Source organism: Pseudomonas sp. S07E 245 (genome assembly GCF_019599025.1).
Taxonomy (GTDB): Bacteria; Pseudomonadota; Gammaproteobacteria; order Pseudomonadales; family Pseudomonadaceae; genus Aquipseudomonas; species Aquipseudomonas shirazensis.
In genome coordinates, this window is sequence record NZ_CP080625.1 from 4,552,129 (window position 1) to 4,575,471 (window position 23,343).

The 23,343-nt window shown below is 63.7% G+C and carries 24 protein-coding genes and 1 pseudogene; 10 read left to right on the forward strand and 15 right to left on the reverse strand.

Annotated elements, in window-relative coordinates:
- Window positions 1–5: 5 nt before the first annotated feature.
- The 4 genes from ggt to K3F44_RS21005 form a co-directional block, all read right to left on the reverse strand.
- Complete coding sequence (ggt, locus tag K3F44_RS20990) at window positions 6–1,688, reverse strand: gamma-glutamyltransferase (RefSeq protein ID WP_409077655.1); 1,683 nt, start codon at window positions 1,686–1,688, stop codon at window positions 6–8.
- Entirely contained in the window at window positions 1,688–1,939 is a 252-nt protein-coding gene (locus K3F44_RS20995; RefSeq protein ID WP_101315429.1) for a YfhL family 4Fe-4S dicluster ferredoxin, read from the reverse strand. Before K3F44_RS20995 ends, ggt begins: the two co-directional genes overlap by 1 nt.
- A gap of 110 nt (window positions 1,940–2,049) precedes the next feature.
- Window positions 2,050–2,529 carry a pantetheine-phosphate adenylyltransferase gene (gene coaD, locus K3F44_RS21000; RefSeq protein WP_101315431.1) on the reverse strand — a complete coding sequence of 160 codons (480 nt, stop codon included), beginning with the start codon at window positions 2,527–2,529 and terminating at the stop codon, window positions 2,050–2,052.
- Between the two features lie 126 nt (window positions 2,530–2,655).
- Entirely contained in the window at window positions 2,656–4,086 is a 1,431-nt protein-coding gene (locus K3F44_RS21005; RefSeq protein WP_220632897.1) for a coniferyl aldehyde dehydrogenase, read from the reverse strand.
- A gap of 146 nt (window positions 4,087–4,232) precedes the next feature.
- Here K3F44_RS21005 and K3F44_RS21010 point away from each other — a divergent pair, with 146 nt between their 5' ends.
- On the forward strand, window positions 4,233–4,898 hold the full coding sequence (locus K3F44_RS21010; RefSeq protein ID WP_101315435.1) for a TetR/AcrR family transcriptional regulator: 666 nt from the start codon (window positions 4,233–4,235) through the stop codon (window positions 4,896–4,898).
- Window positions 4,899–4,929: 31 nt separating this feature from the next.
- Window positions 4,930–5,784: a sulfurtransferase gene (locus tag K3F44_RS21015; protein ID WP_220632898.1), complete on the forward strand. Its 855-nt coding sequence runs from the start codon at window positions 4,930–4,932 to the stop codon at window positions 5,782–5,784.
- A gap of 12 nt (window positions 5,785–5,796) precedes the next feature.
- Here K3F44_RS21015 and K3F44_RS21020 read toward each other — a convergent pair whose 3' ends face one another.
- The 6 genes from K3F44_RS21020 to K3F44_RS21045 form a co-directional block, all read right to left on the reverse strand.
- Complete coding sequence (locus K3F44_RS21020) at window positions 5,797–6,789, reverse strand: hydrolase (protein ID WP_220632899.1); 993 nt, start codon at window positions 6,787–6,789, stop codon at window positions 5,797–5,799.
- A 61-nt stretch (window positions 6,790–6,850) separates the two neighbouring features.
- Window positions 6,851–8,218 carry a pitrilysin family protein gene (locus K3F44_RS21025; RefSeq protein WP_220632900.1) on the reverse strand — a complete coding sequence of 456 codons (1,368 nt, stop codon included), beginning with the start codon at window positions 8,216–8,218 and terminating at the stop codon, window positions 6,851–6,853.
- A complete protein-coding gene (locus tag K3F44_RS21030) occupies window positions 8,211–9,533 on the reverse strand; it encodes a pitrilysin family protein (RefSeq protein ID WP_220632901.1) in 1,323 nt (440 codons plus the stop codon). The genes K3F44_RS21025 and K3F44_RS21030 overlap by 8 nt, the downstream gene beginning before the upstream one ends.
- Before the next feature lie 95 nt (window positions 9,534–9,628).
- On the reverse strand, window positions 9,629–10,231 hold the full coding sequence (rsmD, locus tag K3F44_RS21035) for a 16S rRNA (guanine(966)-N(2))-methyltransferase RsmD (RefSeq protein ID WP_220632902.1): 603 nt from the start codon (window positions 10,229–10,231) through the stop codon (window positions 9,629–9,631).
- Entirely contained in the window at window positions 10,231–11,745 is a 1,515-nt protein-coding gene (locus K3F44_RS21040) for a pitrilysin family protein (RefSeq protein WP_150570386.1), read from the reverse strand. Before K3F44_RS21040 ends, rsmD begins: the two co-directional genes overlap by 1 nt.
- Window positions 11,738–13,093 (reverse strand): pitrilysin family protein, encoded by a 1,356-nt coding sequence (locus K3F44_RS21045; protein ID WP_220632903.1) that lies wholly within the window; start codon window positions 13,091–13,093, stop codon window positions 11,738–11,740. Before K3F44_RS21045 ends, K3F44_RS21040 begins: the two co-directional genes overlap by 8 nt.
- A gap of 232 nt (window positions 13,094–13,325) precedes the next feature.
- Between K3F44_RS21045 and ftsY the strand changes: the two genes are divergently transcribed.
- The 4 genes from ftsY (at window position 13,326) to rpoH (ending at window position 17,519) form a co-directional block, all read left to right on the forward strand.
- Complete coding sequence (gene ftsY / locus K3F44_RS21050) at window positions 13,326–14,870, forward strand: signal recognition particle-docking protein FtsY (protein WP_220632904.1); 1,545 nt, start codon at window positions 13,326–13,328, stop codon at window positions 14,868–14,870.
- Window positions 14,867–15,538: a cell division ATP-binding protein FtsE gene (ftsE, locus tag K3F44_RS21055; RefSeq protein ID WP_101315453.1), complete on the forward strand. Its 672-nt coding sequence runs from the start codon at window positions 14,867–14,869 to the stop codon at window positions 15,536–15,538. The genes ftsY and ftsE overlap by 4 nt, the downstream gene beginning before the upstream one ends.
- The gene (ftsX, locus tag K3F44_RS21060; protein ID WP_103435675.1) at window positions 15,535–16,560 is read left to right on the forward strand and encodes a permease-like cell division protein FtsX; all 1,026 of its coding nucleotides are present in this window, start codon (window positions 15,535–15,537) and stop codon (window positions 16,558–16,560) included. The genes ftsE and ftsX overlap by 4 nt, the downstream gene beginning before the upstream one ends.
- A gap of 104 nt (window positions 16,561–16,664) precedes the next feature.
- Window positions 16,665–17,519 carry an RNA polymerase sigma factor RpoH gene (gene rpoH, locus K3F44_RS21065; protein WP_101315457.1) on the forward strand — a complete coding sequence of 285 codons (855 nt, stop codon included), beginning with the start codon at window positions 16,665–16,667 and terminating at the stop codon, window positions 17,517–17,519.
- Between the two features lie 78 nt (window positions 17,520–17,597).
- On the opposite strand, the pseudogene mtgA reads toward rpoH, so the two are convergent.
- Window positions 17,598–18,343, reverse strand: a pseudogene (gene mtgA, locus K3F44_RS21070) (monofunctional biosynthetic peptidoglycan transglycosylase).
- A gap of 30 nt (window positions 18,344–18,373) precedes the next feature.
- Between mtgA and K3F44_RS21075 the strand changes: the two are divergent.
- From K3F44_RS21075 to trmB, 4 genes are all read left to right on the forward strand, one after another.
- Window positions 18,374–18,745 (forward strand): DUF423 domain-containing protein, encoded by a 372-nt coding sequence (locus K3F44_RS21075; RefSeq protein ID WP_101315461.1) that lies wholly within the window; start codon window positions 18,374–18,376, stop codon window positions 18,743–18,745.
- A 102-nt stretch (window positions 18,746–18,847) separates the two neighbouring features.
- Window positions 18,848–19,048 carry a sulfur carrier protein ThiS gene (thiS, locus tag K3F44_RS21080; RefSeq protein WP_181088344.1) on the forward strand — a complete coding sequence of 67 codons (201 nt, stop codon included), beginning with the start codon at window positions 18,848–18,850 and terminating at the stop codon, window positions 19,046–19,048.
- Window positions 19,049–19,097: 49 nt separating this feature from the next.
- The gene (locus K3F44_RS21085) at window positions 19,098–19,892 is read left to right on the forward strand and encodes a thiazole synthase (RefSeq protein WP_101315465.1); all 795 of its coding nucleotides are present in this window, start codon (window positions 19,098–19,100) and stop codon (window positions 19,890–19,892) included.
- A 9-nt stretch (window positions 19,893–19,901) separates the two neighbouring features.
- A complete protein-coding gene (trmB, locus tag K3F44_RS21090; protein ID WP_101315467.1) occupies window positions 19,902–20,624 on the forward strand; it encodes a tRNA (guanosine(46)-N7)-methyltransferase TrmB in 723 nt (240 codons plus the stop codon).
- Between the two features lie 154 nt (window positions 20,625–20,778).
- Here trmB and K3F44_RS21095 read toward each other — a convergent pair whose 3' ends face one another.
- The 4 genes from K3F44_RS21095 to K3F44_RS21110 are packed head-to-tail and all read right to left on the reverse strand — an operon-like array spanning window position 20,779 to window position 23,338.
- On the reverse strand, window positions 20,779–21,105 hold the full coding sequence (locus K3F44_RS21095) for a DUF3392 family protein (protein WP_220632906.1): 327 nt from the start codon (window positions 21,103–21,105) through the stop codon (window positions 20,779–20,781).
- Window positions 21,106–21,114: 9 nt separating this feature from the next.
- On the reverse strand, window positions 21,115–22,314 hold the full coding sequence (hemW, locus tag K3F44_RS21100) for a radical SAM family heme chaperone HemW (protein ID WP_259407006.1): 1,200 nt from the start codon (window positions 22,312–22,314) through the stop codon (window positions 21,115–21,117).
- Window positions 22,311–22,907 (reverse strand): RdgB/HAM1 family non-canonical purine NTP pyrophosphatase, encoded by a 597-nt coding sequence (gene rdgB / locus K3F44_RS21105; protein WP_101315473.1) that lies wholly within the window; start codon window positions 22,905–22,907, stop codon window positions 22,311–22,313. The genes hemW and rdgB overlap by 4 nt, the downstream gene beginning before the upstream one ends.
- Window positions 22,904–23,338: a DUF4426 domain-containing protein gene (locus K3F44_RS21110; RefSeq protein ID WP_150570380.1), complete on the reverse strand. Its 435-nt coding sequence runs from the start codon at window positions 23,336–23,338 to the stop codon at window positions 22,904–22,906. The genes rdgB and K3F44_RS21110 overlap by 4 nt, the downstream gene beginning before the upstream one ends.
- Window positions 23,339–23,343 lie beyond the last annotated feature (5 nt).

Consider the following 23,343-nt stretch of genomic DNA (forward strand, 5'->3'; position numbering starts at 1 on the left):
GCCGCTCAGGGCAGCACCAGTGCCTGGCCAACCCCGCGCGGGTCGCTGGCAGCCTCAACGCTGCCAGCCTGCTTGTTCCAGTACAGCACCTGCTGGTTGCCATAGCTGCGACCAAGATCCTTGAGGCGATAGCCGCGCGCTTCCAGCTGGGCTTGCTCGGCAGCACTGAACGCCCCCGGCTCGTGCTCGACTACATCCGGCAGGTATTGATGGTGATAGCGCGCAGTTGCCGGCCAATCCTGCACTGGTCGGCCCTGTAGAAAGCCCATCATCGACAGCAGCACCATGCTCGGAATGCGGCTGCCGCCCGGCGTGCCAAAGCTGGCGAACTGGGTCGGGCTCTCGATAAAGCTTGGGCTCATGCTCGACAGCGGCCGCTTGCCCGCCGCCACGGCGTTGGCCTGGCTGCCGGCCAGGCCGTAGCTGTTGCTGCCACCTGGGTCGGCGGCAAAGTCGTCCATTTCGTTGTTCAGCACGACGCCGGTACCGGCCACGGTGAACGCCGCACCAAACGGCAGGTTGACCGAAAGCGTCGCAGCGAGGGCATTGCCCTCGGCATCGATCACTGCAAAATGCGTGGTGTGATCGCCTTCGCGCCAGGCCGGCGCGGGCGGCAGGGCACTGCTTGGGGTGGCTTGATAGACGTCGATACCGTCGGCCAGACCGGTCAGGTAACTGCGTGCCAGGAGCTTGTTGATTGGGTTGCTGACGTAATCGGGATCACCCAGCAGGCCGCGGTCGCGGTAGGCACGGCGCAATACTTCGAGTACATAGTGGCTGCGCTGGACCGGCTCGGCGCTCTGCCACGGCAGGCGTTGGAGCATCGCAAGGCTTTGCGCCAGAGCAACACCGCCGGCCGAGGGCGGTGGGCTGCTGATCAGCTCGCGCTGGTCGGCCAGCTTGAAGCGCAAAGGCTCGCGCCAGACGCTGCGATAGCTGGCCAGGTCGTCGAGGCTCCAGATACCGCCCGCCTGGCGTACACCGGCCACCAGCCGCTGCGCCAACTGGCCGCGATAGAAACCATCGCGGCCGTGCGCGGCAAGCTGTTGCAGGGTAGCTGCCAGTTCGGGCTGGCGGATCAGTGTGCCCAGTGCCGGCACCTGATTGTCACGCAGGAACAGCCGCGCGCTCTGCGCATCCTCACGCAACGCTGCAAGACGCATCTGCGCCCGGTCGCGATAGACCCGATCAACGGCAAAACCTTCATTGGCGAGGCGAATGGCCGGCGCCAAGCTGTCCTTGAGCGGCAGTTTGCCATGGGCGTTGGCCAGATCAGCCAGGGCTTGCGGCAGGCCAGGGATGGCAGCGGCCAATGGACCGTTGATCGACAGGCTCGGGCTGAGCTTGCCATCTTTCAGGTACATGTCAGCGGTTGCTGCGCCGGGCGCACGCTCGCGGGCATCGAGAAAACGGTAGCGTGGCGTCTCGCCGGCTTCACGCAGCAGGAAGAAGCCACCACCGCCCAGCCCGGAGCCGTAAGGCTCGACCACGGCCAGCGCAGCGCTGACGGCAATCGCGGCATCGAAGGCATTGCCGCCCTGTTCGAGAATCAAGCGGGCGGCAGCGGTCGCGTCGGCGTGTGGGCTAGCAATCGCAGCGCGGCCAGGCACTTGGGCCTGGGCGGCCGTCGCCAGCAGTGTGACAACCGCACCAAGCGCCGCCCGGCGCAAACCGCGCAGGCTGATCACTAGGCTTTGCCGGTGATCCGCTGATATTTGGCCATCAGCTCGTCGGTGGTTTCCGGGTGCGCCTCATCCAGCGGGATGCAGTCGACCGGGCAGACCTGCTGGCACTGCGGCTCGTCATAATGGCCAACGCACTGAGTGCACAGGTTCGGATCGATCACGTAGATCTCTTCACCTTGGGAGATGGCAGCGTTCGGGCACTCGGGTTCGCAGACGTCGCAGTTGATGCAATCGTCGGTGATGATCAGGGACATGGGGGCTCCGGCCGGGGCTCTGGGCCCGGGCATGTTTCAGACCTAATGGCCGCAATTGTGCCGCAATCGCGCCCGCAGTGCACGCGGGCGCGACGTCCAGGCGCTGCAGATCACTTCTTGAAGCGTTCGGTGAGGGCCTCGGCCACTGCTGGATGAACGAACTTGGTGATGTCTCCGCCCAGCGCGGCGATCTCCCTGACCAGGGTCGAGGAGATGAACGAGTAACGTTCCGAAGGCGTCAGGAACAGGCTTTCGACGTCGGGCGCCAGTTGCCGGTTCATGTTCGCCAGCTGGAACTCGTACTCGAAGTCCGACACTGCACGCAGTCCGCGCAGGAACACATTGGCGTTCTGCTCCTTGGCGAAATGCGCCAGCAGGCTGGAGAAGCCGATGACCTCGACATTGGGCAAGTGGCTGGTGACTTCACGCGCCAGAGCGACCCTTTGTTCCAGCGGGAACAGTGGGTTTTTCTTGGGGCTGGCCGCCACGGCGATGATCACATGATCGAACAGACGCGAAGCGCGCTCGACCAGGTCGCCATGGCCCTTGGTAATCGGGTCGAAAGTACCCGGGTACAACACTCGGTTCATCGCGTCATCCTGGCTGGAGTGCGTTGGGGAGTCGGATGGTAGCGCAGCGACTGCGCCCGGCCAAGTCGCACGGCCTGACCAAGGCACTATAGACAGTCCGGGCAGGGCTTGTCATGCGCGCGCGAGTCAGCGAATGAACAGCTTGTAGACCAGTCGTTGCAGTGCTTTGCCGTACGGCGGATAGATCAGCCGGGCCAGGTTGAGCCGCTGCTTGCTCAGTACTGCCCTGGCGTTGCTGAAGGTCAGGAAGCCGTCGTGACCGTGATAGCGGCCCATGCCCGAAGGCCCGACGCCGCCAAAGGGCAGGTCATCCTGGGCAACATGCAGCAGGGTGTCGTTGATGCATACCCCGCCCGAGTGGCTGTGCTGCAGTACCAACCGCTGCTGCGCGCGGTCCTGGCCGAAGTAATACAAAGCCAAAGGCCGCGGCCGCTGATTGATGTAGGCGAGCGCATCGTCGAGCTTGTCATACGGCACCAGCGGCAGCAGTGGGCCGAAGATTTCGTCCTGCACGATCTGCATGTCATCGCTCACATCCAGCAGCAGATGCGGCGGCAGGCGGCGACCTTCGCGGCTTTCATGCGGATACAGGTCTAGCACCTGAGCACCTTTGTCGCTGGCATCCGCGAGCAAGTGCACGAGCCGCTGCAGTTGCTGCGGGTTGATGATCGCGCTGTAGTCGCGGTTGCCGGCGATGCTCGGGTACAGGCGGCGCACGGCCTGTCGATAGGCATCGGCAAACGCGCCGACACGATCACGCGGTACCAGCACATAGTCGGGCGCGACGCAGGTCTGGCCGGCATTGAGCAGTTTGCCAAAGGCGATGCGCTCGGCGGCACCGGCCAGGGCCGCGTCGGACGAAACGATGACCGGCGACTTGCCGCCCAGCTCCAGCGTTACCGGAGTCAGGTTGTTGGCCGCCGCCAGCATCACCCGCCGGCCGATGCTGGTGGCACCGGTGAACAACAGGTGGTCGAACGGCAGGCGGGCAAATGCCTGGCCGACCTCGATCTCCCCCAGCACCACGCTGACCAAGTCCTCGGGAAACACCCGCGCCAGCAGCGCTTGCAGGGCGATTCCGCTGGCCGGGGTGGCCTCACTGAGTTTGAGCATGACCCGGTTGCCCGCCGCCAGCGCTCCGGTCAACGGGCCAATGGCCAGAAACAACGGGTAGTTCCACGGCACGATAATGCCGACCACACCCAAAGGCTGGTATTCCACCCGCGCGCTGGCCGGTTGAAAGGCCAGACCGACCTTGCGCCGCGAGGGCCGCATCCAGCGCTGCAGCTGGCGCTCGGCATCGCGCAGGCCTTGCACCGTGGGCAGCAGCTCGGCCAGCAGGGTTTCATCAGCGCTACGCCCGGCAAAGTCGGCATCGATCGCCTCGATCAAGCGCTGTTGGTCTGCCAGCAGCGCTTCGCGCAGGCTTTTCAGCCATTGCCGGCGCTGCGCGGCAGAGGGCGACGGGTTGCCCGCGAACGCCTTTCGCTGCAGGGCGAACGTCGCTTGCAGGTCGAGGTCGGAATGCACAGGAGGCGCGCTCAGGGTTGAAGACATCACAGGCTCCGCGAGGCCGGACAGGTGCTAGAGCTTGTACTCTAATTCGATCAGGATTTCGACCCGTCAGCAGCCTGCAATCGTGCAACCGTGGCTGGATTGACCGTAAGATGCGGTATCGAACTGCCCGTAACCTGGAGCTGAGCATGGCCCCACGCATCAATACCCGTGAGCGCATCGTGCAAAACAGCCTGGAGCTGTTCAACCAGCAGGGCGAGCGCAGCGTCAGCACCAACCACATCGCAGCGCACATGGAAATGTCGCCCGGCAACCTGTACTACCACTTCCCCAACAAGCAGGCGATCATCGCCGTGTTGTTCAGTCAGTACGAAGAGCTGGTCGACAGCTTTCTGCGCCCGCCCCAGGGCCGCGCGGCGACCGTCGAAGACAAACGCTTCTATCTCAAGGCACTGCTCGCGGCGATGTGGAACTACCGCTTTCTGCATCGCGACCTGGAGCACCTGCTTGAGAGCGATCTGGAGCTGGCGGCCCGCTATCGGCGCTTTTCCCAGCGCTGCCTGGTGCAGGGCCAGGCGATCTACCGCGGCTTTGTCGATGCAGGCATCCTCGCCATGGCGCCGGCGCAGATCGAGTCGCTGACCATCAATGCCTGGATCGTGCTGACTTCGTGGGTGCGCTTTCTCAGCACCACCCGCGAACATTCGGCGCATCTGGGTGAAGAAGCTTTCAAGCGCGGCGTCTATCAAGTGCTGGTGCTGGAGCTGGGCTTCGTTACGGCCGATGCGCGCGCTGCCGTAGACGCCTTGTGCGATGAATTTCACATACCTCTCAACCAGGCCCTGGCGCACTGACGCCTTGCTGCCCTTCGATCAGGAGATTGCCATGCCCCTTGCGCAGTTGATCACCCCACAGCAGTTGGCCGAGCGTCTGGACTCGCCTCGGCTGGTGATTCTGGACTGTCGTTTTGCTCTGGAGGACGTCGATTACGGCCAGCGCAGCTATGCCGAAGGGCATATCGCCGGCGCGCACTTTGCCGATCTTGAGCGCGACCTGAGTGGCAAGGTGGTCAGGGGACAGACCGGCCGGCATCCGTTGCCGGACCCGCAAAGGCTGATCGAGCGGCTGCGCGAGTGGGGTGTGGATAACACCAGTGAGGTGGTGCTGTATGACGACGGCCCTGGCGCCTTCGCCGCACGCGCCTGGTGGCTGCTGGTGTGGCTGGGCAAGCGCGACGGTGTGGCGATACTCGATGGCGGGCTCAAGGCCTGGCATGCCGCGCAACTGCCGCTGAGCCTGGATTCGCCACCCAAGCGCGAGGGCGGCTTCAGCGGTGAGGCCGATACGCAGCTATTGATCGATGCCGAGGAATTGCTGGCCGAGCTGGACAAACCTGAGCTGACCTTGCTCGACGCCCGCGGCTTGCCGCGTTTTCGTGGCGAAGTGGAGCCGATCGATCCAGTGGCAGGGCACATTCCCGGAGCCAGATGCGCGGCATTCACCGACAACCTAGGCGCCGATGGCCGTTTTCTGCCGGTCGAACAGCTCAAGCAGCGCTTTGCCGAGCAGTTGGCCGGGCGCGCGCCAGAGCAGCTGATTGCCTACTGCGGCTCGGGGGTGACGGCGTGTCACAACCTGTTTGCCCTGGCGCTGGCCGGCTATCCGTTGGGCCGCTTGTATGCAGGTTCCTGGAGTGAGTGGATCAACGACCCGCAGCGCGGCGTGGCCACTGGCGACTGAGGCCGTCAGCGCTTAACCGCGCTCGGCCAGCCACTGCGGAATGCGCCGCTCAAGGTAATACCCCGGCTTGCGCAGGCTGCCTTCGACAAAGCCTACATGCCCGCCGCGGGCATGCAGTTCGAATTCGGTCTGCGCCGGCAGCTCTTCAGGCGTCGGCAGGCTATGGGTGAACACGAACGGGTCGTCGCTGGCGTGAATGATCAGGGTCGGTGTGCGGTTCTCGCCCAGGTAATAGCGGCTGGATGCTCGCCGATAGTAATCGTGTGCATCGGCAAAGCCGTGCAGCGGCGCGGTGACCTTGCCATCGAAATCCCAGAACGTGCGCATTTTGCCCAGCGCGCCTAACTGCTCGATCTGCTCCAGCCCCTGCTGCTGGCCGGTGGCGCGAAAGTACTGCTGCTTGTGTTGCACGTAGGCCAGCATCTCGCGCATGAAGTGCGCTTGATAGATTTTCGAAAAACCCAGCCCGATGCGGTCGGCGCATTGATCCAGGCGAAACGGCACCGATACCGCGACCGCTGCCTGCAACTGACTGGCGGCGCCGCTTTCACCCAGGTACTTGAGTAGCACGTTGCCGCCCAGTGAGTAACCGACCGCATACAGCGGCGCCAGCGGCCGCTGCGCACGAAGGTGCTGGATGATTTCGGCAAGGTCTTCGCTGGCGCCGGAGTGATAGCTGCGCGCAAGCAGATTCGGCTCACCCGAACAGCCACGCCAGTTGACCGCAACACTGGCCCAGCCGAGCGCCTGCAAGGCATGCTGCAAACCCTTGACGTAGGGCGAGCTGGACGAGCCGGTGAGGCCATGCAGGACCACCACTAACGGCGTGTCGAGCTGATGCGGCCCGTACCAGTCGAGGTCGATGAAGTCGCCATCGGTCAGCCAGAGCCGCTCGCGACTGCGGGCCAGCTCCGGCAATCTGCGCCAGAGCGGGCCCCACAAGGTTTGCAGGTGAGGGTTGGTCAGGCCGGTGGCCGGGCGGAACTGGGCAGTGTGGCTGGGCATGCTGGGGCGACTCGTGATGTGCCTGCCTAGAGTGCCATGAAACGGCGCCGCTGTACCTGTGCTATCGGTCGCTGTGTGGCAGCGGCGGCAAGGGCTGCTGCGGTTGGTCCGAGCCCAGGCTGACGGTCACCATGCGACTCAGGTCGAGGTGCTCCTGCAGTGCGTGGCGTGCGCTGCGTGCGCTGACTGCGCTCAACTGCGCCTGGTAGGTGACCAGGTGATCGGCGGGCAGGCCCTGATGGCTGCCTTTGCTCAACAGCTCCACCAGCCCGCTGTTGGTTGCCACCGAGCGTAGCAACTGGCCAGACAGCTGCCGACGGCTTAGCTCCAGTTCGGCGTTGGTGGGGCCCTCATTTACCAGCGCTTCGAGCATGCCCGCGACCAGTTCGCGGCTCGCCTCGCGGTATTGCGCGGCGCAGTCCCAGCCGATGGCGAGCAAGCCGCCGGCCTTGAGCGGGGATGGCCGGCAACTGATGTGATAAGTCAATCCGCGACGTTGCCGCAGCTCCTGCATCAGGCGTGAGTCGAATCCTGAGCTGAGGACATCGGCTGCCAGAACCAGCGCCGGATAGTCTGGCTGCGACGGCCGCCCGCTCATGGGTACCGCAAGCAGGAGGGTGTTGTTTGCAGCAGGCGTTGGCACATGTGCGCTGGCGGCGCTGGTGGGCGAAACCGGCGGCAGCTCGGCAGCGGCCCAGCCTTGCGGCAGAGCCTCGGCGAGCTGCTCGACCAGCGCCTCGGCTTGCGCCCGCGACAGATCGCCGACGATCGACACCTGCAGATTGTTGGCCGAGTAAGCGCGCTGATGGAAATCACGCAAATCCTGGGCGGTCAGGGCCTGAATGCCCTGCTCAGTGCTACCCAATGGGGCGGCATACGGGTGCCCGGCATACAAGCGGCTGAACAGTTCACTCTGGGCGCGGGTTGGCGCAGCGTTGTAGCGAGAGCTCAGGAATGCCCGTAGTTGCTGCTTGACCTTGACCAGTTGCTGTTCGTCGAAGGCGGGCCGTGCAAGCATCTCGGTAAACAGCGCCACGGCCTGCGCCAACACCACTTCGCTGCTCAGACAGCGCAGCGACAACGAGGCATGCTCCAAGCGGATCTGCGTGCTGAGGATCGCGCCCAATCGCTCTGTCTGTTCGGCAAACTGCTCGGCGTTCAAGCGCTCGGTGCCTTCATCGAGCATATACATCGTCAAGGCTGCCAGCCCGCTGTGTTCGGCATCCACGCTGGTGCCGGCATTGAACAGAACGATCAGGTCAACCATCGGCAATTGGCGCGCCTCGACGAACCGTACCTGGGTGCCATGGCTGGTCTGCCAGGCCTGTACCTCAGTGCGAACCTGTTCGAACTGGCTCAGGTCGATGCCTTCGGCTGAGGACAGGTTGGCGGTAACGGCGGTGGGTGCAATGCTTGTCGAATCAGTCATGGGTTTGCTCCTGGGGCATCATGTAGGTAATGCTCAGTCGATCCCGGGTCAGGTAGCTGAGGGCTGCGTGGCGCACAGCGTCTGCGCTGACCTGCTCGATGGCGTGCTGCTCACGGTCGAGAAACGCAGGGTCGACGCCGATTGCGGCATATCGCCCAATGGCGTCGGCCTGCTGGCTGATCATGTCTCGGCCGAACACCAGATTGGCCAGCAAGCGTGCCTTGGCGCGCTCAAGCTCCGCTTCGCTGGGCGCTGTCTGGGCCAGCACCTGCAGCTCGTCCAACACCACTTCGCCGGCTTGCTGCGGGGTGCCTTGCTGGGGGTTGCTGAACATGAAAAACGACATCAGGCTGTCGCCACGCATCAGGTGCCGGTACTTGGCGCGCATCGCCTGGATCAACTGCCTGCGATTGACAAGTTGCCGATACAGCCGCGAGCTGACGCCATTCATCATCAGTTCCGGGATCAGGCGTAGTGCGCAGCTCTCATGCTCATCGACTGCGGTTGCCTGGCTGGGAACGTTGAAGTTCATGATCAAACCCTCGCGCATCTGTGCCAAGGCCACGGTTTGGCTGCGCGATTGCAACGCAGTCGGCCCTGTTGGGCGCCTATTGAATGGCACTTGAGCGCGGGCCACAGCGGCAAAATGGCGCTCGACATACCGGCGCAGGCACGCCAGATCGATATCGCCCACGACCACCAGTGTCGCGTTGGCGGGCTGATACCAGTTCTGGTACCAACGGCGCGCGGCTTGAGCGGTGAGGCTTTCAACATCGGCCTGATGGCCGATGATCGGGGTCGCATACGGGCTGCTGCCGTGGGCCAGGAGCCTGTCCCGTTCCAGGGCGATGGTCAGTGGGCTCTGGTCGGTCTGCAGGCGTCGCTCTGCCAGCACGACCTGCACCTCGCGCTCGAAGGTCGACTGCTCGAAGCGCGCAGTGCCCATGGCATCGGCCATTGCTTCCAGTACGATCTCCAGGCGGCTGACAGGCAGCGTTACCGGGAAGCACGTAGCATCTTCGGAGGTGAAGGCGTTGGGGTCGCCGCCCAGCAGGGTAAGCAGTTTGGAGTACTGCCCCGATGCCAGTTTGCTGCTGCCTTCGAACATCAGGTGTTCGAGCAGATGCGACAGGCCGGATTGGCCGGCCGGCTCATAGCTTGAGCCGACGTGGTACCACAGTTGCGCACTGACCAGCGGGGCGCGGTAGTCCTGGCGCAGATAGACCTGCAGGCCGTTGTCGAGTTTGAAGCTTTGCAGCGGTGGCTGCGTGAGCACCGTCTGGCTGGCTGACAAAGGGGTTGCGGACGAGGTCATGATTGGAGCGCTCCTGTTCGACGTTAGAACGAAGCAGCTTCAATCAAGCGGGTGACCCACCTGCGTTAATTAATTACGCAGGTGGGCTGCGGGCGTCAGCCGCGTTGCCACAGTGCGTAATGCACCTGGCCGGTCTTCTTCTCACGGTGCAGGCGCCAACTGGCAGGCATCTGCAGCGAAGACGGCGCTACTTCGCTTTCGGTGTAGATCCAGGCCCGCTCGCGCAGCCACTGGCGTTCTTCGAGCAGGCTGCAGGTGTTGGCCAGCAGGTCCTGATTGAACGGCGGATCGAGAAAGACCACGTCGAACTGCTTTTTCGCTTCGCCATCCAGATAACGCAGGGCGTCGGTCTGGAGGATCTGCCCGCGGGCGCAGCGCAGCAGCTCGAGGTTGTCCTTGAGGTTGCTGACCGCGGCGCCGTTGTTGTCCAGCGCCACGGCATTTTCGGCGCCGCGCGACAGGGCTTCGAGCACCAGCGCACCGCTGCCAGTGAAGGCGTCGAGCACCTGTGCGCCTTCGATGTAGGGCGCGAGCCAGTTGAACACGGTTTCGCGCACGCGATCAGGGGTAGGCCGCAGGCTCGGGCCGTCTGGCACCGGCAGGCGGCGGCTGCGCCACTCGCCAGCGATGATGCGCAGGTGACCCTGGCCTTGGCTCACGCCGGGCTTGGCGCGAGCGGGGGTGGATGGCTTGGCCATTAATGCTCCGGTACGCCAAGCGGCTGCTCGGCGGGTTTGTCAGTAGGCGGCGGCAGCGGTTGCTGCGCGACTTTCGGGCCGACCGTGACGATCACCAGTTTGTCCGCTGCCAGGTGCTTGTTCATGGCGGCCTTGACCTGCTCGACGGTGAGGCTCTGCGACTGCTGCATGAAGTCTTCGAGCCAGGTCAGAGGCAGGTTGTAGAAGCCGATTGCGCCCAGCTGGCCAACGATGCTGGCGTTGCTGGCATTGGACAGCGGGAAGCTGCCGGCCAGTTCGCGCTTGGCATCGTCCAGCTCTTGCTGGGTCGGGCCGCTCTTGAGGTAGTCGGCAAGGATATCCTGAACCAGCTTGAGTGTCCCTTCGCTGAGTTCGGCGCGGGTCTGCAGGTTGATCATGAACGGGCCGCGGACCTGCATCGGGCTGAACACCGAGTACACGCCGTAGGTCAGGCCGCGCTTCTCGCGCACCTCGCTCATCAGCCGCGTGCCAAAGGCACCGCCACCAAGGATCTGGTTACCCAGAGACAGTGCTGGCCAGTCCTTGTCCTGGCGGTCGATACCCAGCTCGGCGAGCATCAGGTGGGTCTGCTTGGACGGGAAGTCGATGTGGGTCAGGCCCGCTTTCGGTTCGCTCGGCTCGGCCGGTTTGGCCAGCGCTGGGCCTTGCGGCAGCGCGGCGGAAACCTGCGCAGCAATCGCTTCGGCATCACTGCGGCTGAGGTCGCCAACCAGCGCGATCACGGCATTTTTCGAGGTATAGGCCTTGGCGTGGAACGCGCGCAGTTGCTCCAGAGTGATCGCCGGGATGCTCTGCGCAGTGCCGTCACTCGGCTGGGCATATGGGTGATCGCCATACAAGTTGGCGAACAGCGCCTTGCCGCCGATCTTGGCCGGGTTCTGCTTCTCGTACTCAAAACCGGCCAGCAGCTGGTTCTGGATGCGTTTGAGCGCGTCGGCGGGGAAGGTCGGCTTGCCGACCACTTCGGCAAACAGCTTCAGGGCCGGCTCGCGCTTGTCGCTGGCGCTGAGGCTGCGCAGGGTCGCTACCGCCATGTCGCGGTAGGAACCATTGCCAAAGTCGGCGCCCAGGCCTTCGAAGCCTTCAGCGATTGCAGTGACGTCCTTGCCGGCAACACCTTCGTTGAGCATGGCGTTGGTCAGCGTGGCCAGGCCAGCGACGTTACCGTCCTGGCTGCTGCCGGCGGCAAAGGTCACGCGCAGGTCGAACATCGGCAGTTCGCGGGCTTCAACGAACAGCACGCGGGCGCCTTCGGCGGTGTTCCAGCTCTGGATGTTCAGTTCACGCCGGCTCGGCGCCTTGCCGTCCAGTTCGGCCAGCGACTGCAGGGTATTGGCTGGTCTTGCGGCACTGCTGGCAGGCTTGGCATCGGTAGTGGTTGCGGTAGCGGCATCGGACTGTGCCGGGCGGGTCAGCATAATGGTGCCGGCGACTGCCAGGGCAACCGCGCCGAGACCGATCAGGGCGTAGCGTGGAAGGCGGCGATCACTCATGAGCGGACTCCTCGGGCAGTACATGGGCAACGCTCAGGCGTTCGCGGGTGAAATAGGTGCGGGCGGCGTCCTGGATGTCCTGCGGGGTCACTTGCTTGAGCTCGTCCAGTTCGCTGTCGATCAGCTTCCAGGACAGGCCGACGGTTTCCAGCTGGCCGATGGTGGTGGCCTGGCTGCTGATCGAGTCACGGTCATACACCAGCCCGGCGATGACCTGGGCGCGTACACGCTCGAGCTCTTCGGCGGTTGGCGGAGTGGTCTTGAGTTCGTTGAGCAGCTGCCAGATGCCTTTTTCGACATCAGCCAGGGTCTTGTGCTTTTGCACATTCGGCGTGGCCGAGATCAGGAACAGGCTGTCGCCGCGAGTAAACGCGTCGTAACCGGACGACGCGCCGGCGACCAGCTCCTGGCCGCGCTCCAGGCGTGCTGGCATGCGCGCGCTGTAGCCGCCGTCGAGCAGCGCCGAGATCAGCCGCAGGGCATGCACGGTGCGTGGCTCCTTGGCGGTGGCCAGGCCTGGCACGTTGAAGCCGTAGATCAGGCTCGGCAACTGCGTACGCACGTGCAGGGTCAACTGGCGCAGGCCGGGCTCTGCCAGCTCCAGCGGCAGCTTGGACGGCGGCACTGTGCGTTTCGGGATGGCGCCGAAGTACTTCTGCGCAAGGCCTTTGACTTCATCGACGGTAACGTCGCCGACCACCACCAGGGTGGCGTTGTTCGGCGCGTACCAGGACTCGTACCAGTGGCGCAGCTCCTCGACTTTCATCCGCTCCAGGTCCGCCATCCAGCCGATGGTTGGCGTGTGGTAGCCGCTGGCGGGGTAGGCCATGGCGCTGAACAGCTCAAACGCCTTGGCGTTGGGCTGATCGTCGGTGCGCAGGCGCCGTTCTTCCTTGATCACTTCGATTTCACGGCTGAATTCGTCGGCCGGCAGGCGCAGACTGGCCAGGCGGTCGGCTTCGAGCTCGAACGCGACCGGCAGGCGATCGCGCGCCAGCACTTGGTAATAAGCGGTGTAGTCGTCGCTGGTAAAGGCGTTTTCTTCAGCGCCGAGGTCGCGCAGGATCCGCGAAGCTTCGCCCGGGCCGAGTTTGGCGCTGCCTTTGAACATCATGTGCTCGAGCGCATGGGACAACCCAGTCTGGCCCGGGGTCTCGTAGCTGGAGCCGACCTTGTACCAGATCTGCGAGACCACCACGGGGGCGCGGTGGTCCTCGCGCACGACCACTTTGAGGCCGTTGTCGAGGATGAATTCGTGGGTCGGTTGCGGATCGGCGGCAAGTGCTGCCAGGGGCAGGCAGAGCGTGCTGAGCAGCAGGCCAGCAGCGCGGCGGGCTAGAGCATTCATACGATGATTAACCTGTACGGCGGCCCGCTTCGGTTTAGCGTCAGCAGGCCAGGAGGTGCTAGGATACTGATCCGGTTGCCTGGCGACCATGCCTGTCGCCGTTCTGGCCCACAGGACCCTACGACAAAACGTTGCGCATGAACCAGCCGGATTCAAGATAGTCTGTTCTGCGTGATAGAGAATTCCAGATGCGCCACTAATGGCTCATCGCGACTTGAGATAGCCGTCCTCCATGTTTGGTTCCAACGACGACAAGAAAGCGCCGGCCGAGGCTGGTGAGAAAAAAGGCCTGTTCGGCTGGTTCCGCAAGAAACCACAGCAAGCTGTCGCCGAACAGCCGCAAACCCCTGAAACCCAGGTTGCAGAGCCTGTTGCACCCGTCGAGCAGGCTGCTCCGGTTGCGCCGGCGGCGCTGGCCGAGCCTGAGCCTGTGCTGCTTGAAGCGGCGCCGGTGATTGCGCCGCAGCCGGTTGTCGAGGCTGCGCCTGAACCTGAACGTGAGCCGCTTGCGCCAGCGCCCGTGGCTGAAACTGCACCGCCGGTCAGCAATCTGGTGCTGCCGGTGGCCGAGGAGCCGGTTGCGCTGGTGCCGGACCTTGAGCCAGTTGCGCCACCGGTCATTCCTGTGCGGCCGCTGGTCGAGCCGGTTGCGGTTGAAGTGGTTGCCGAGCCTGAATTGGTTGCTCAGGCTCCTGTACTCGAGCCAACGCCAGAACCAGAGCCACAAGCTCCGGTAGTTGCTGTCGCGCCAGTCGTCGAACCTGAGCCGGTTGTTGTCGCCGCCGCCGTTCTGCCTGCCGTCGTCGAGCCGGCCGCAGCCCCTGCCGTTGCCAGCGAACCTGCCAAGGCCGGGTTCTTCGCCCGCCTCAAGCAAGGCCTGTCCAAGACCAGCGCCAGCATCGGCGAAGGCATGGCCAGCCTGTTCCTGGGCAAGAAAATCATCGACGATGATCTGCTCGAAGAAATCGAAACCCGCTTGCTGACCGCCGACGTCGGCGTCGAAGCCACGTCGGTGATCGTGCAGAACCTGACGCAGAAGGTTGCGCGCAAGCAGCTGGCCGACGCCGACGCGCTGTACAAGTCGCTGCAGGACGAGCTGACCGCGCTGCTGCGCCCAGTCGAGCAGCCCTTGCACATCGACACCCAGCACAAACCCTACGTGATCCTCGTGGTTGGCGTGAACGGCGCTGGCAAAACCACCACTATCGGCAAGCTGGCCAAGAAGCTCCAGCTCGATGGCAAGAAGGTCATGCTGGCTGCCGGCGACACCTTCCGCGCCGCTGCGGTCGAGCAGTTGCAGGTCTGGGGTGAGCGTAACCAGATCCCGGTCATCGCCCAGCACACCGGCGCCGACTCGGCTTCGGTGATCTTCGATGCCGTACAGGCCGCCAAGGCTCGTGGCGCCGATGTGCTGATCGCCGACACTGCTGGCCGCCTGCACACCAAAGACAACCTGATGGAAGAGCTGAAGAAGGTCCGTCGGGTCATCGCCAAGCTGGATGCCGACGCACCCCACGAAGTGCTGCTGGTGCTGGATGCAGGCACCGGCCAGAACGCCATCAGCCAGGCCAAGTACTTCCACCAGAGCGTCGAGCTGACCGGCCTGGCACTGACCAAGCTGGACGGCACCGCCAAAGGCGGGGTGATCTTCGCCCTGGCCAAGCAGTTCAAACTGCCGATCCGTTTTATCGGTGTGGGTGAAGGCATCGATGACCTGCGCACCTTCGAGGCCGAGCCGTTCGTCAAAGCCCTGTTCAATGAGCGGGAGCCTTCATGATTCGATTCGAACAGGTCGCCAAGCGCTACCCCAACGGCCACGTCGGCCTGCATGAGCTGAGTTTCCGCGCCCGTCGCGGCGAGTTCCTGTTCGTTACCGGCCACTCCGGCGCCGGCAAGAGCACCTTGCTGCGTCTGTTGCTGGCCATGGAGCGCCCGACCAGCGGCAAGCTGCTGCTGGCGGGGCAAGACCTCGGCCAGATCAGCAACGCGCAGATCCCGTTTCTGCGCCGGCAGATCGGCGTGGTGTTCCAGAATCACCAGCTGCTGTTCGACCGCACCGTGTTCAACAACATCGCCTTGCCGTTGCAGATTCTCGGGCTGTCCAAGCCGGAAATCGCCAAGCGCGTTGATTCGGCGCTGGAGCGCGTGGCACTGAGCGACAAGGGCGATTTGTTCCCGGCGGACCTGTCCACCGGCCAGCAACAACGCGTCGGTATTGCCCGTGCCATCGTTCACCAGCCGGCTTTGCTGCTGGCTGACGAACCTACTGGCAACCTCGACCCGCGCCTGGCGGCCGAGATCATGGGCGTGTTCGAGGACATCAATCGCCTCGGCACCACCGTTCTGATTGCCAGTCACGACCTGGCACTGATCGCCCGCATGCGCCACCGCATGCTGACCCTGCAACGCGGCCGACTGATCGGCGATGGCGAGGCTGGCCAATGAGTACTACCCGCACCCCCAAGGTTTCCGAGCGCGTTGCGCCCAAGCCCGCTGATCCGCAACCAAGCAAGAAACGCGGCGGCAGCGACGACGACGGCCCGGACTTCCGCACCCTGTTCCACGCCTGGCTGGAAAGCCACCGCGCCAGCCTGCTCGACAGCCTGCGCCGGTTGGCCAAGCAGCCGATCGGCAGCTTCTTCACCTGCCTGGTGATGGCCGTGGCCCTGAGCATGCCCATGGGCCTGTCGCTGTTGCTGAAGAACGTCGAGCAGCTGGGCGGCTCCTGGCAGCGCGCTGCGCAGATTTCGCTGTACCTCAAGCTCGATGCGGGCAGCAGGGAAGGCGAAGCGCTGCGAGATGAAATCAAAGGCATGCCTGGCGTAGCAGATGCCCAGTTCGTCAGCCGCGAAGAGGCTCTGGAAGAGTTCCAGCAGCAGTCGGGCCTCGGCCAGGCGCTGCGCGAGTTGCCGGACAACCCCTTGCCCGGGGTGGTCGTAGTGACCCCGACCGAAGTCGACAAGCCGGCCCTGGAAGCCTTGCGCCAGCGCCTGGCTGAGCTTCCACGGGTGGATGTGGCGCAGCTGGATCTGGTCTGGGTCGAGCGGTTGGCGGCGATCCTCAAGCTGGGCGATCGTTTCGTCTTTGGCCTGGCCGTGATGCTGGTTTCAGCTTTGTTGTTAGTAATCGGTAACACAATTCGTCTACATATCGAGAACCGCCGCGTCGAGATCGAAGTGATCAAGCTGGTCGGTGGTACCGACAGCTACGTACGCCGGCCGTTTCTGTATATGGGCGCGCTGTATGGGCTGGGCGCCGGGCTGCTGGCCTGGGCGATTCTGGCGTTTGGCCTGAACTGGCTCAACGACGCGGTAATCGGCTTGTCCGGGCTGTATGGCAGTGACTTTGCGCTGGCCGGTGTGCCGGCTGCCGACGGTCTGTCGCTCTTGATTGGTGCGGTGTTGTTAGGGTATATCGGTGCATGGATTGCGGTGGCTCGCCACTTGAATGAGCTGGCCCCACGATAATGTTTTTGCGCCATCATTGACGTAAACGGGAACTTGCACGACAGTTTCCGGTCATTTATGGCAGTGCTCACAAGGCACGAATCCAGTGAGTCGGAGGTTCTTGAATGACCACTTCGTTGCAACCTGCCTATGCGTTGGTCCCCGGTGCAAACCTGGAAGCCTACGTACATACGGTGAACAGCATTCCCCTGCTGACGCCCGAGCAGGAGCGTGAACTGGGCGAACGTCTTTTTTACGAGCAGGATGTTGAGGCTGCTCGGCAAATGGTTATGGCCCACCTGCGCTTCGTCGTGCACATCGCACGCAGCTATGCAGGGTATGGGCTGGCGCAAGCTGACCTGATCCAGGAAGGTAACGTCGGCCTGATGAAGGCTGTCAAACGCTTCAACCCGGAAATGGGCGTACGTCTGGTGTCCTTCGCGGTGCACTGGATCAAGGCCGAGATCCATGAGTTCATCCTGCGCAACTGGCGCATCGTCAAGGTCGCGACCACCAAGGCCCAGCGCAAGCTGTTCTTCAACCTGCGCAGCCAGAAGAAGCGTCTGGCCTGGCTGAACAACGATGAAGTGCATCGTGTCGCCGAAAGCCTGGGCGTCGAGCCGCGTGAAGTGCGCGAGATGGAAAGCCGCCTGAGCGGCCATGACATGGCCTTCGATCCTGCTGCTGAAGCGGACGACGACAGCGCGTTCCAATCGCCGGCGCATTACCTTGAAGATCACCGCTACGATCCGGCGATGCAGCTCGAGGACGCTGACTGGAGCGATAACTCCACCAGCAATCTGCACCAGGCCCTGAGCGGGCTGGATGATCGCAGCCGCGACATTCTCTATCAGCGCTGGCTGGCTGAAGAGAAGGCCACATTGCATGAGCTGGCCGAGAAGTACAGCGTATCGGCTGAGCGTATTCGCCAGCTCGAGAAGAATGCGATGAACAAGGTCAAGGCACTGATCGCAGCCTGATCGTCGCAGCAATGAAAAACCGCCTGGCCCTGATGGGGCAGGCGGTTTTTTTGTCGCTGCTGAACGCCAGCGGCTAATTCACTGGCTGCGGCCTGCCTCAAGCTGCTGCAGGTAGTCGGCGCCGCCCAGCTGGCTCATCTGCCGGCGAATCCAGCCTGCGCGGCTGGCAACATAGGTGCTCGGCCGGCCGGCGTTCCACTTCAGCGGGCTGGGCAGCACTGCAGCCAGTTGCGCGGCCTGCTGGCGCGTCAGACGGCTGGCATCGACGCCAAAGTGGTAACGAGCTGCGGCCTGGGCGCCAAATACCCCAGGGCCCCATTCGACGCTGTTCAGGTACACCTCAAGGATCCGATCTTTGGACCAGAACAGCTCGATCAACGCCGTGAACCAGGCTTCCAGGCCTTTGCGAAACCAGCTGCGGCCCGACCACAGGAACAGGTTCTTGGCTACCTGCTGGGTCAAGGTGCTCGCTCCGCGAATGTTGCCGCCGCGCTCGTTATGGGCAAACGCTGCCTGAATCGCCGGGATGTCAAAACCCCAGTGGCTGGCAAATTTCTGGTCTTCACCGGCAATCACCGCAACCTTGAGGTCATCGGATATGCCCTGCCACGGCTGCCAGTCACGCTGCAGGTCGATCGGCTCGCCACTGAACCACGACTGCACCTTGCGCTCGACCATCAGCGCGGTGCCCGGTGGCGGCACCCAGCGCAGGACCAGAACCAGCACGATACTGCCGGCGGCAAACCAGAGCAGGGCGCGTACGCAGCGACGGATCAGGGATGACAGCATGGCGATGGCTTGGCCGGACCGATGGAACCGGCCATTATACAGACCCCTCTCGAGGAGTCCTCCCCATGCTTCGAAGCTTCCTCATGCTGGCCGCGTTTTTTGCCTTCACCGGTGTCGCCCTCGGTGCGTTTGCCGCGCACGGCCTGAAAAACCGCCTGACTGCCGACTACCTGGCGATCTTTCATACCGGTGTGACTTATCAGCTGGTGCATGCCCTGGCGCTGTTTGGCGTTGCCCTGCTGGCTGCGCATCTGCCAGGACGGCTGGTCGGCTGGGCCGGTTGTCTGTTCGCCGTGGGCATCGTGCTGTTCTCCGGTAGCCTTTACCTGCTGACCCTGACCGGCGTGAGCAAGCTGGGCATGATCACCCCCATCGGCGGCCTGTGCTTCCTTGCCGGCTGGCTGTGCCTGGGCCTGGCGGCGTGGCGGCTGGGCTGACCGGCTGGTCCACAATCGCGACTAATGGCGGCTGTCGCCCTTGGGTTCAGGGGTTGATCGGGGCTAGAATGCGGGCCCCAAAGAACAACGGTGGCCGTGTGCATGCGCATTCAATTGAACGGTGAACCCTACGAAGTGCCTGCCGGTGAGAACGTTGCCGGCTTGCTCGCGCGGCTGGAGCTGACTGGGCGCCGGGTGGCTGTCGAGCTCAACCTCGATATCGTGCCGCGCAGCCAGCACGACAGCACGCTGCTAAACGAAGGTGATCAGCTCGAAGTGGTGCACGCCATCGGCGGCGGCTAGTCGCCTGACGTTCACCTGCAAGTCCCGCAACCTTTCCAGAGGAACAACGATGAGCAATGTTCGTAGCGACAAGCCCTTCATCCTGGCCGGGCGCACGTTCCAGTCGCGCCTGCTGGTTGGCACCGGCAAGTACCGTGACATGGAAGAAACCCGCCTGGCCATCGAAGCCTCGGGTGCCGAGATCGTCACAGTCGCCGTGCGCCGCACCAACCTGGGCCAGATCCCGGGCGAGCCGAACCTGCTCGACGTGCTGCCACCCGACCGCTACACCATCCTGCCCAACACCGCTGGCTGCTACGACGCAATCGAAGCCGTGCGTACCTGCCGCCTGGCCCGTGAGCTGCTCGATGGCCACAACTTGGTCAAGCTGGAAGTGCTCGCCGACCAGAAGACCCTGTTCCCCAATGTGATCGAAACCCTCAAGGCCGCCGAAGTGCTGGTCAAGGAAGGTTTCGACGTGATGGTCTACACCAGTGATGACCCAATCATCGCGCGTCAGCTGGCAGAGATCGGCTGCATCGCGGTGATGCCGCTGGCGGGCCTGATCGGTACCGGCCTGGGCATTTGCAACCCGTACAACCTGCAGATCATCCTTGAAGAATCCAAGGTGCCGGTGCTGGTCGATGCCGGCGTCGGTACCGCTTCCGATGCCACCATCGCCATGGAAATGGGCTGCGAGGCGGTGCTGATGAACTCGGCCATCGCCCACGCCCAGCAACCGGTGCTGATGGCCGAAGCCATGAAATACGCTATCAATGCGGGTCGTCTGGCTTATCTGGCCGGGCGTATGCCGAAAAAACTGTATGCCAGCGCCTCGTCGCCGCTGGATGGTCTGATCAAGTAAGAGTTTCTGATGACTGAATCGCAAGATACGCCGATCCCCGCTGACGGCGAAGAGCGCCCGCACCGCCGCATCAAGAGTTTCGTGATGCGCGCTGGGCGCATGACCGAAGGCCAGCAACGTGGTCTTGATCAGGGCGCGCCCCTGTTCGTGCTGCCGCTGGCCGACAGCCCGGTCGATTACGACCAGGTATTCGGCCGCTCGGCGCCGCGTACCCTGGAAATCGGCTTCGGCATGGGGCACTCGCTGCTGGAAATGGCTGCTGCCGCACCAGAGCAGGACTTCATCGGCGTCGAAGTGCACCGCCCGGGTGTTGGCGCGCTGCTCAATGGCGTGCTGACCCAGGGGCTGCAGAACCTGCGGGTGTACGACTGCGATGCGATCGAAGTGCTCAACCGCTGTGTCGCGGATAACAGCCTTGATCGCTTGATGCTGTTCTTCCCGGACCCCTGGCACAAGGCTCGTCACCACAAGCGCCGCATCGTCCAGCTGGAGTTCGCCGAACTGGTGCGCAGCAAGCTCAAGCCGGGTGGCGTTTTCCATATGGCCACCGACTGGGAACCGTATGCCGAGTACATGCTAGAAGTGATGAGCGCCGCGCCGGGCTATCGCAACCAGGCCGAGGATGGCACCTATGTACCGCGCCCCACAGAGCGGCCGATCACCAAGTTCGAACGCCGTGGCGAACGACTTGGGCATGGCGTCTGGGATTTGAAGTTCGAGAAGGTTGACTGATACCGGCGTCGGCTGGATTGGGGGCGCTGCGCGCCCCTTTCGCGACACGAGGCCGCTCCTACATCGACCGCGTGCTCTGGACATTGCGCGCCCCTGTAGGAGCGGCCTTGTGTCGCGAAAGGGGCGCAAAGCGCCCCAACACACGGTCTACACGTCAACCACGACGATCAGCCACCACACCGATCAACACCAGCACCACCAGCAGTACCGGCGCCAGTGCGTAGTTGTTGAACTGGCTGAGCCCCTTGTTAACCCACGGCGTGGCATAGATCAACGCCGCACCGCTGCCCACCATCACCAGCAAGGCCATGAATGGTATGCGCAACGCGCCGGCCAGGCCGCCCAGGCGCTGGTCTACCCAACCCTTGATATCCGTGCCGAACAGCACCAGCAGGCAGCCTACCAACGCCAGCGAGATCTCCGACAGGTTGCTGCGGCTCCAGCGCGACACGGTCGCAAGCAGGTCAAGTACCAGGTCCATGGGTCATCCTTAGGTCAAGAAATACTGCAGCAGGTCATTGAGGAACAACTGGCCGCGCGGTGTTGCTGCCAGCCGATCCGGTTCGACCTGCAAAAGCCCCTTTTGTTCGGCCAGGCGCCGGGCTTCGGCCAGCTGCGCCAGCGGCAGACCGGTGCGGCGGTGGAACAACTCAGCCTCGACCCCATCCGTCAGGCGCAGCGCATTCATCAAAAACTCGAACGGCAGCTCATCCACTGGCAGCAGCTTCTCCCCAGCCTTGTACGGCTTGGCCGGGTTCAGGTAGTCCTTGGGTAGACGCGTCTTCCAGGTGCGCAGGATGCGCCCGTCGGCGAACGACAGCTTGCCGTGGGCGCCGGCGCCGATGCCGATGAAGTCGCCGAAGCGCCAGTAATTGAGGTTGTGCCGTGCGGCGCGATCGGCCTGGGCATAGGCCGACACTTCGTACTGATGGAAACCATTGTTGGCCAGCAGCAACTGCCCGGCTTCCTGGATATCCCAGAGGATGTCGTCTTCAGGCAGCTCGGGCGGCTGGTTCCAGAACACCGTGTTCGGCTCGACGGTGAGCTGATACCAGGACAGGTGCGTCGGGCCCAGGTCGATTGCCTGCTGCAGGTCGTCCAAGGCGTCCTCCAGCGACTGATCGGGCAGGCCGTGCATCAGGTCCATGTTGAAGTTGTCAAAACCTGCTGCGCGCGCCATGTCGGCTGCGCGGATCGCCTCGTCGCCGTTATGAATGCGGCCAAGCTTCTCCAGCTTGGCCGGTTGGAAGCTCTGCACGCCGATCGACAGGCGATTGATACCGGTCTGCCGGTAAGCCTTGAACTTGTCCTGCTCGAAGGTGCCCGGGTTGGCCTCGAGGGTTATCTCGATATCGGCGGCAAACGCAATGCGCTGTTCAACCCCGCGCAGCAGGCGGTCCAGCGCAGCGGCGCTGAACAGGCTTGGCGTGCCACCGCCAAAGAAGATCGTGCTGATGGTGCGGCCCTGCACGGCAGGCAGCTCTTGTTCAAGGTCTGCCAGCAAGGCGTCGACGTAGGCTTCTTCAGGCAGCTCAGGGCCGGCCTGGTGCGAGTTGAAGTCGCAGTAGGGGCACTTGCGCACGCACCAAGGGATATGGATGTACAGCGACAGCGGGGGCAGCTCCGGCAATGCCAGGCGCGCGCCAGAGGCCCGCGGATGGAGCAGCTGGATCGACGGCTTGTCGGTCATGCCAGGCCCAGACGCTGACGCAGCAGGGCCATGGCGCGGGCGCGGTGGCTGAGCTGGTTCTTCTCCAGCGGCGCGAGCTCTGCGCTCGAGCAGTTGCGCTCGGGCACCCAGAACAGCGGATCGTAGCCAAAGCCATGCTCGCCACTGGCAGCACGCAGGATGCTGCCGTGCCAGAGGCCTTCACAGAGGATCGGCAGTGGGTCATCGGCATGCCGTACCAACGCCAGCACACAGACGAACTGCGCACCACGTTGCTCATCCGGCACGTCTTTCAGCGCGTCGAGCAGCTTAGCGTTGTTGGCGGCATCGCCCTTGCCATCGGCATAGCGTGCCGAGTAGATGCCCGGCGCGCCGCCGAGAAAGTCCACGGCCAGGCCCGAGTCATCGGCCAGTGCCGGCAAGCCGGAAATGCGCGCCGCGTTGCGGGCCTTGAGAATGGCGTTTTCGACGAATGACAGGCCGGTTTCTTCCGGCTCGACCTGGCTGAATTCGCCGATCGAACGCAGGTGCACCGACTCGCCAAGCATGGCCTGGAGTTCTTTGAGCTTGCCAGCGTTATGGCTGGCCAATACGAGTTGCTGAAGATTGATCATTCGCCTGGGAACACTTCCTGGTTGAAGCTGAAAGAATGGCTGGCGCCGCCGCTGGCAACCGTGAGTTCGAAGATCAGCGTCTGCGCCTGCTCGATTGGGAACTGGGCGAGGTAGCTGACGCCACTAGGGTCGCCGACCTGGCGGAACGTAAGCGCGCTGCTGCGCCCGGTGAGGTCCTTGACGCTGCCGCTGACCATGGCCATGTCCGGCTTGCCGCCCTTGAGCACCGACACAGTCAGCACGCCCTGGTTCTTGCTGCGGATCAGGCCATTGGCGGTGGCAATCGCCGGCTGCAGCATGCTCGAAGTGAAGGCGCTGTAATGCACGGTGACATCCCCGAACACTTCCTTGCGCTGGGCCTTGGCCGCATCGGCAGCCAGAACCGGTAGGGCCATGCACAGGCCGAGCAGTAATACAGCGAGTCGACGCATCGGGC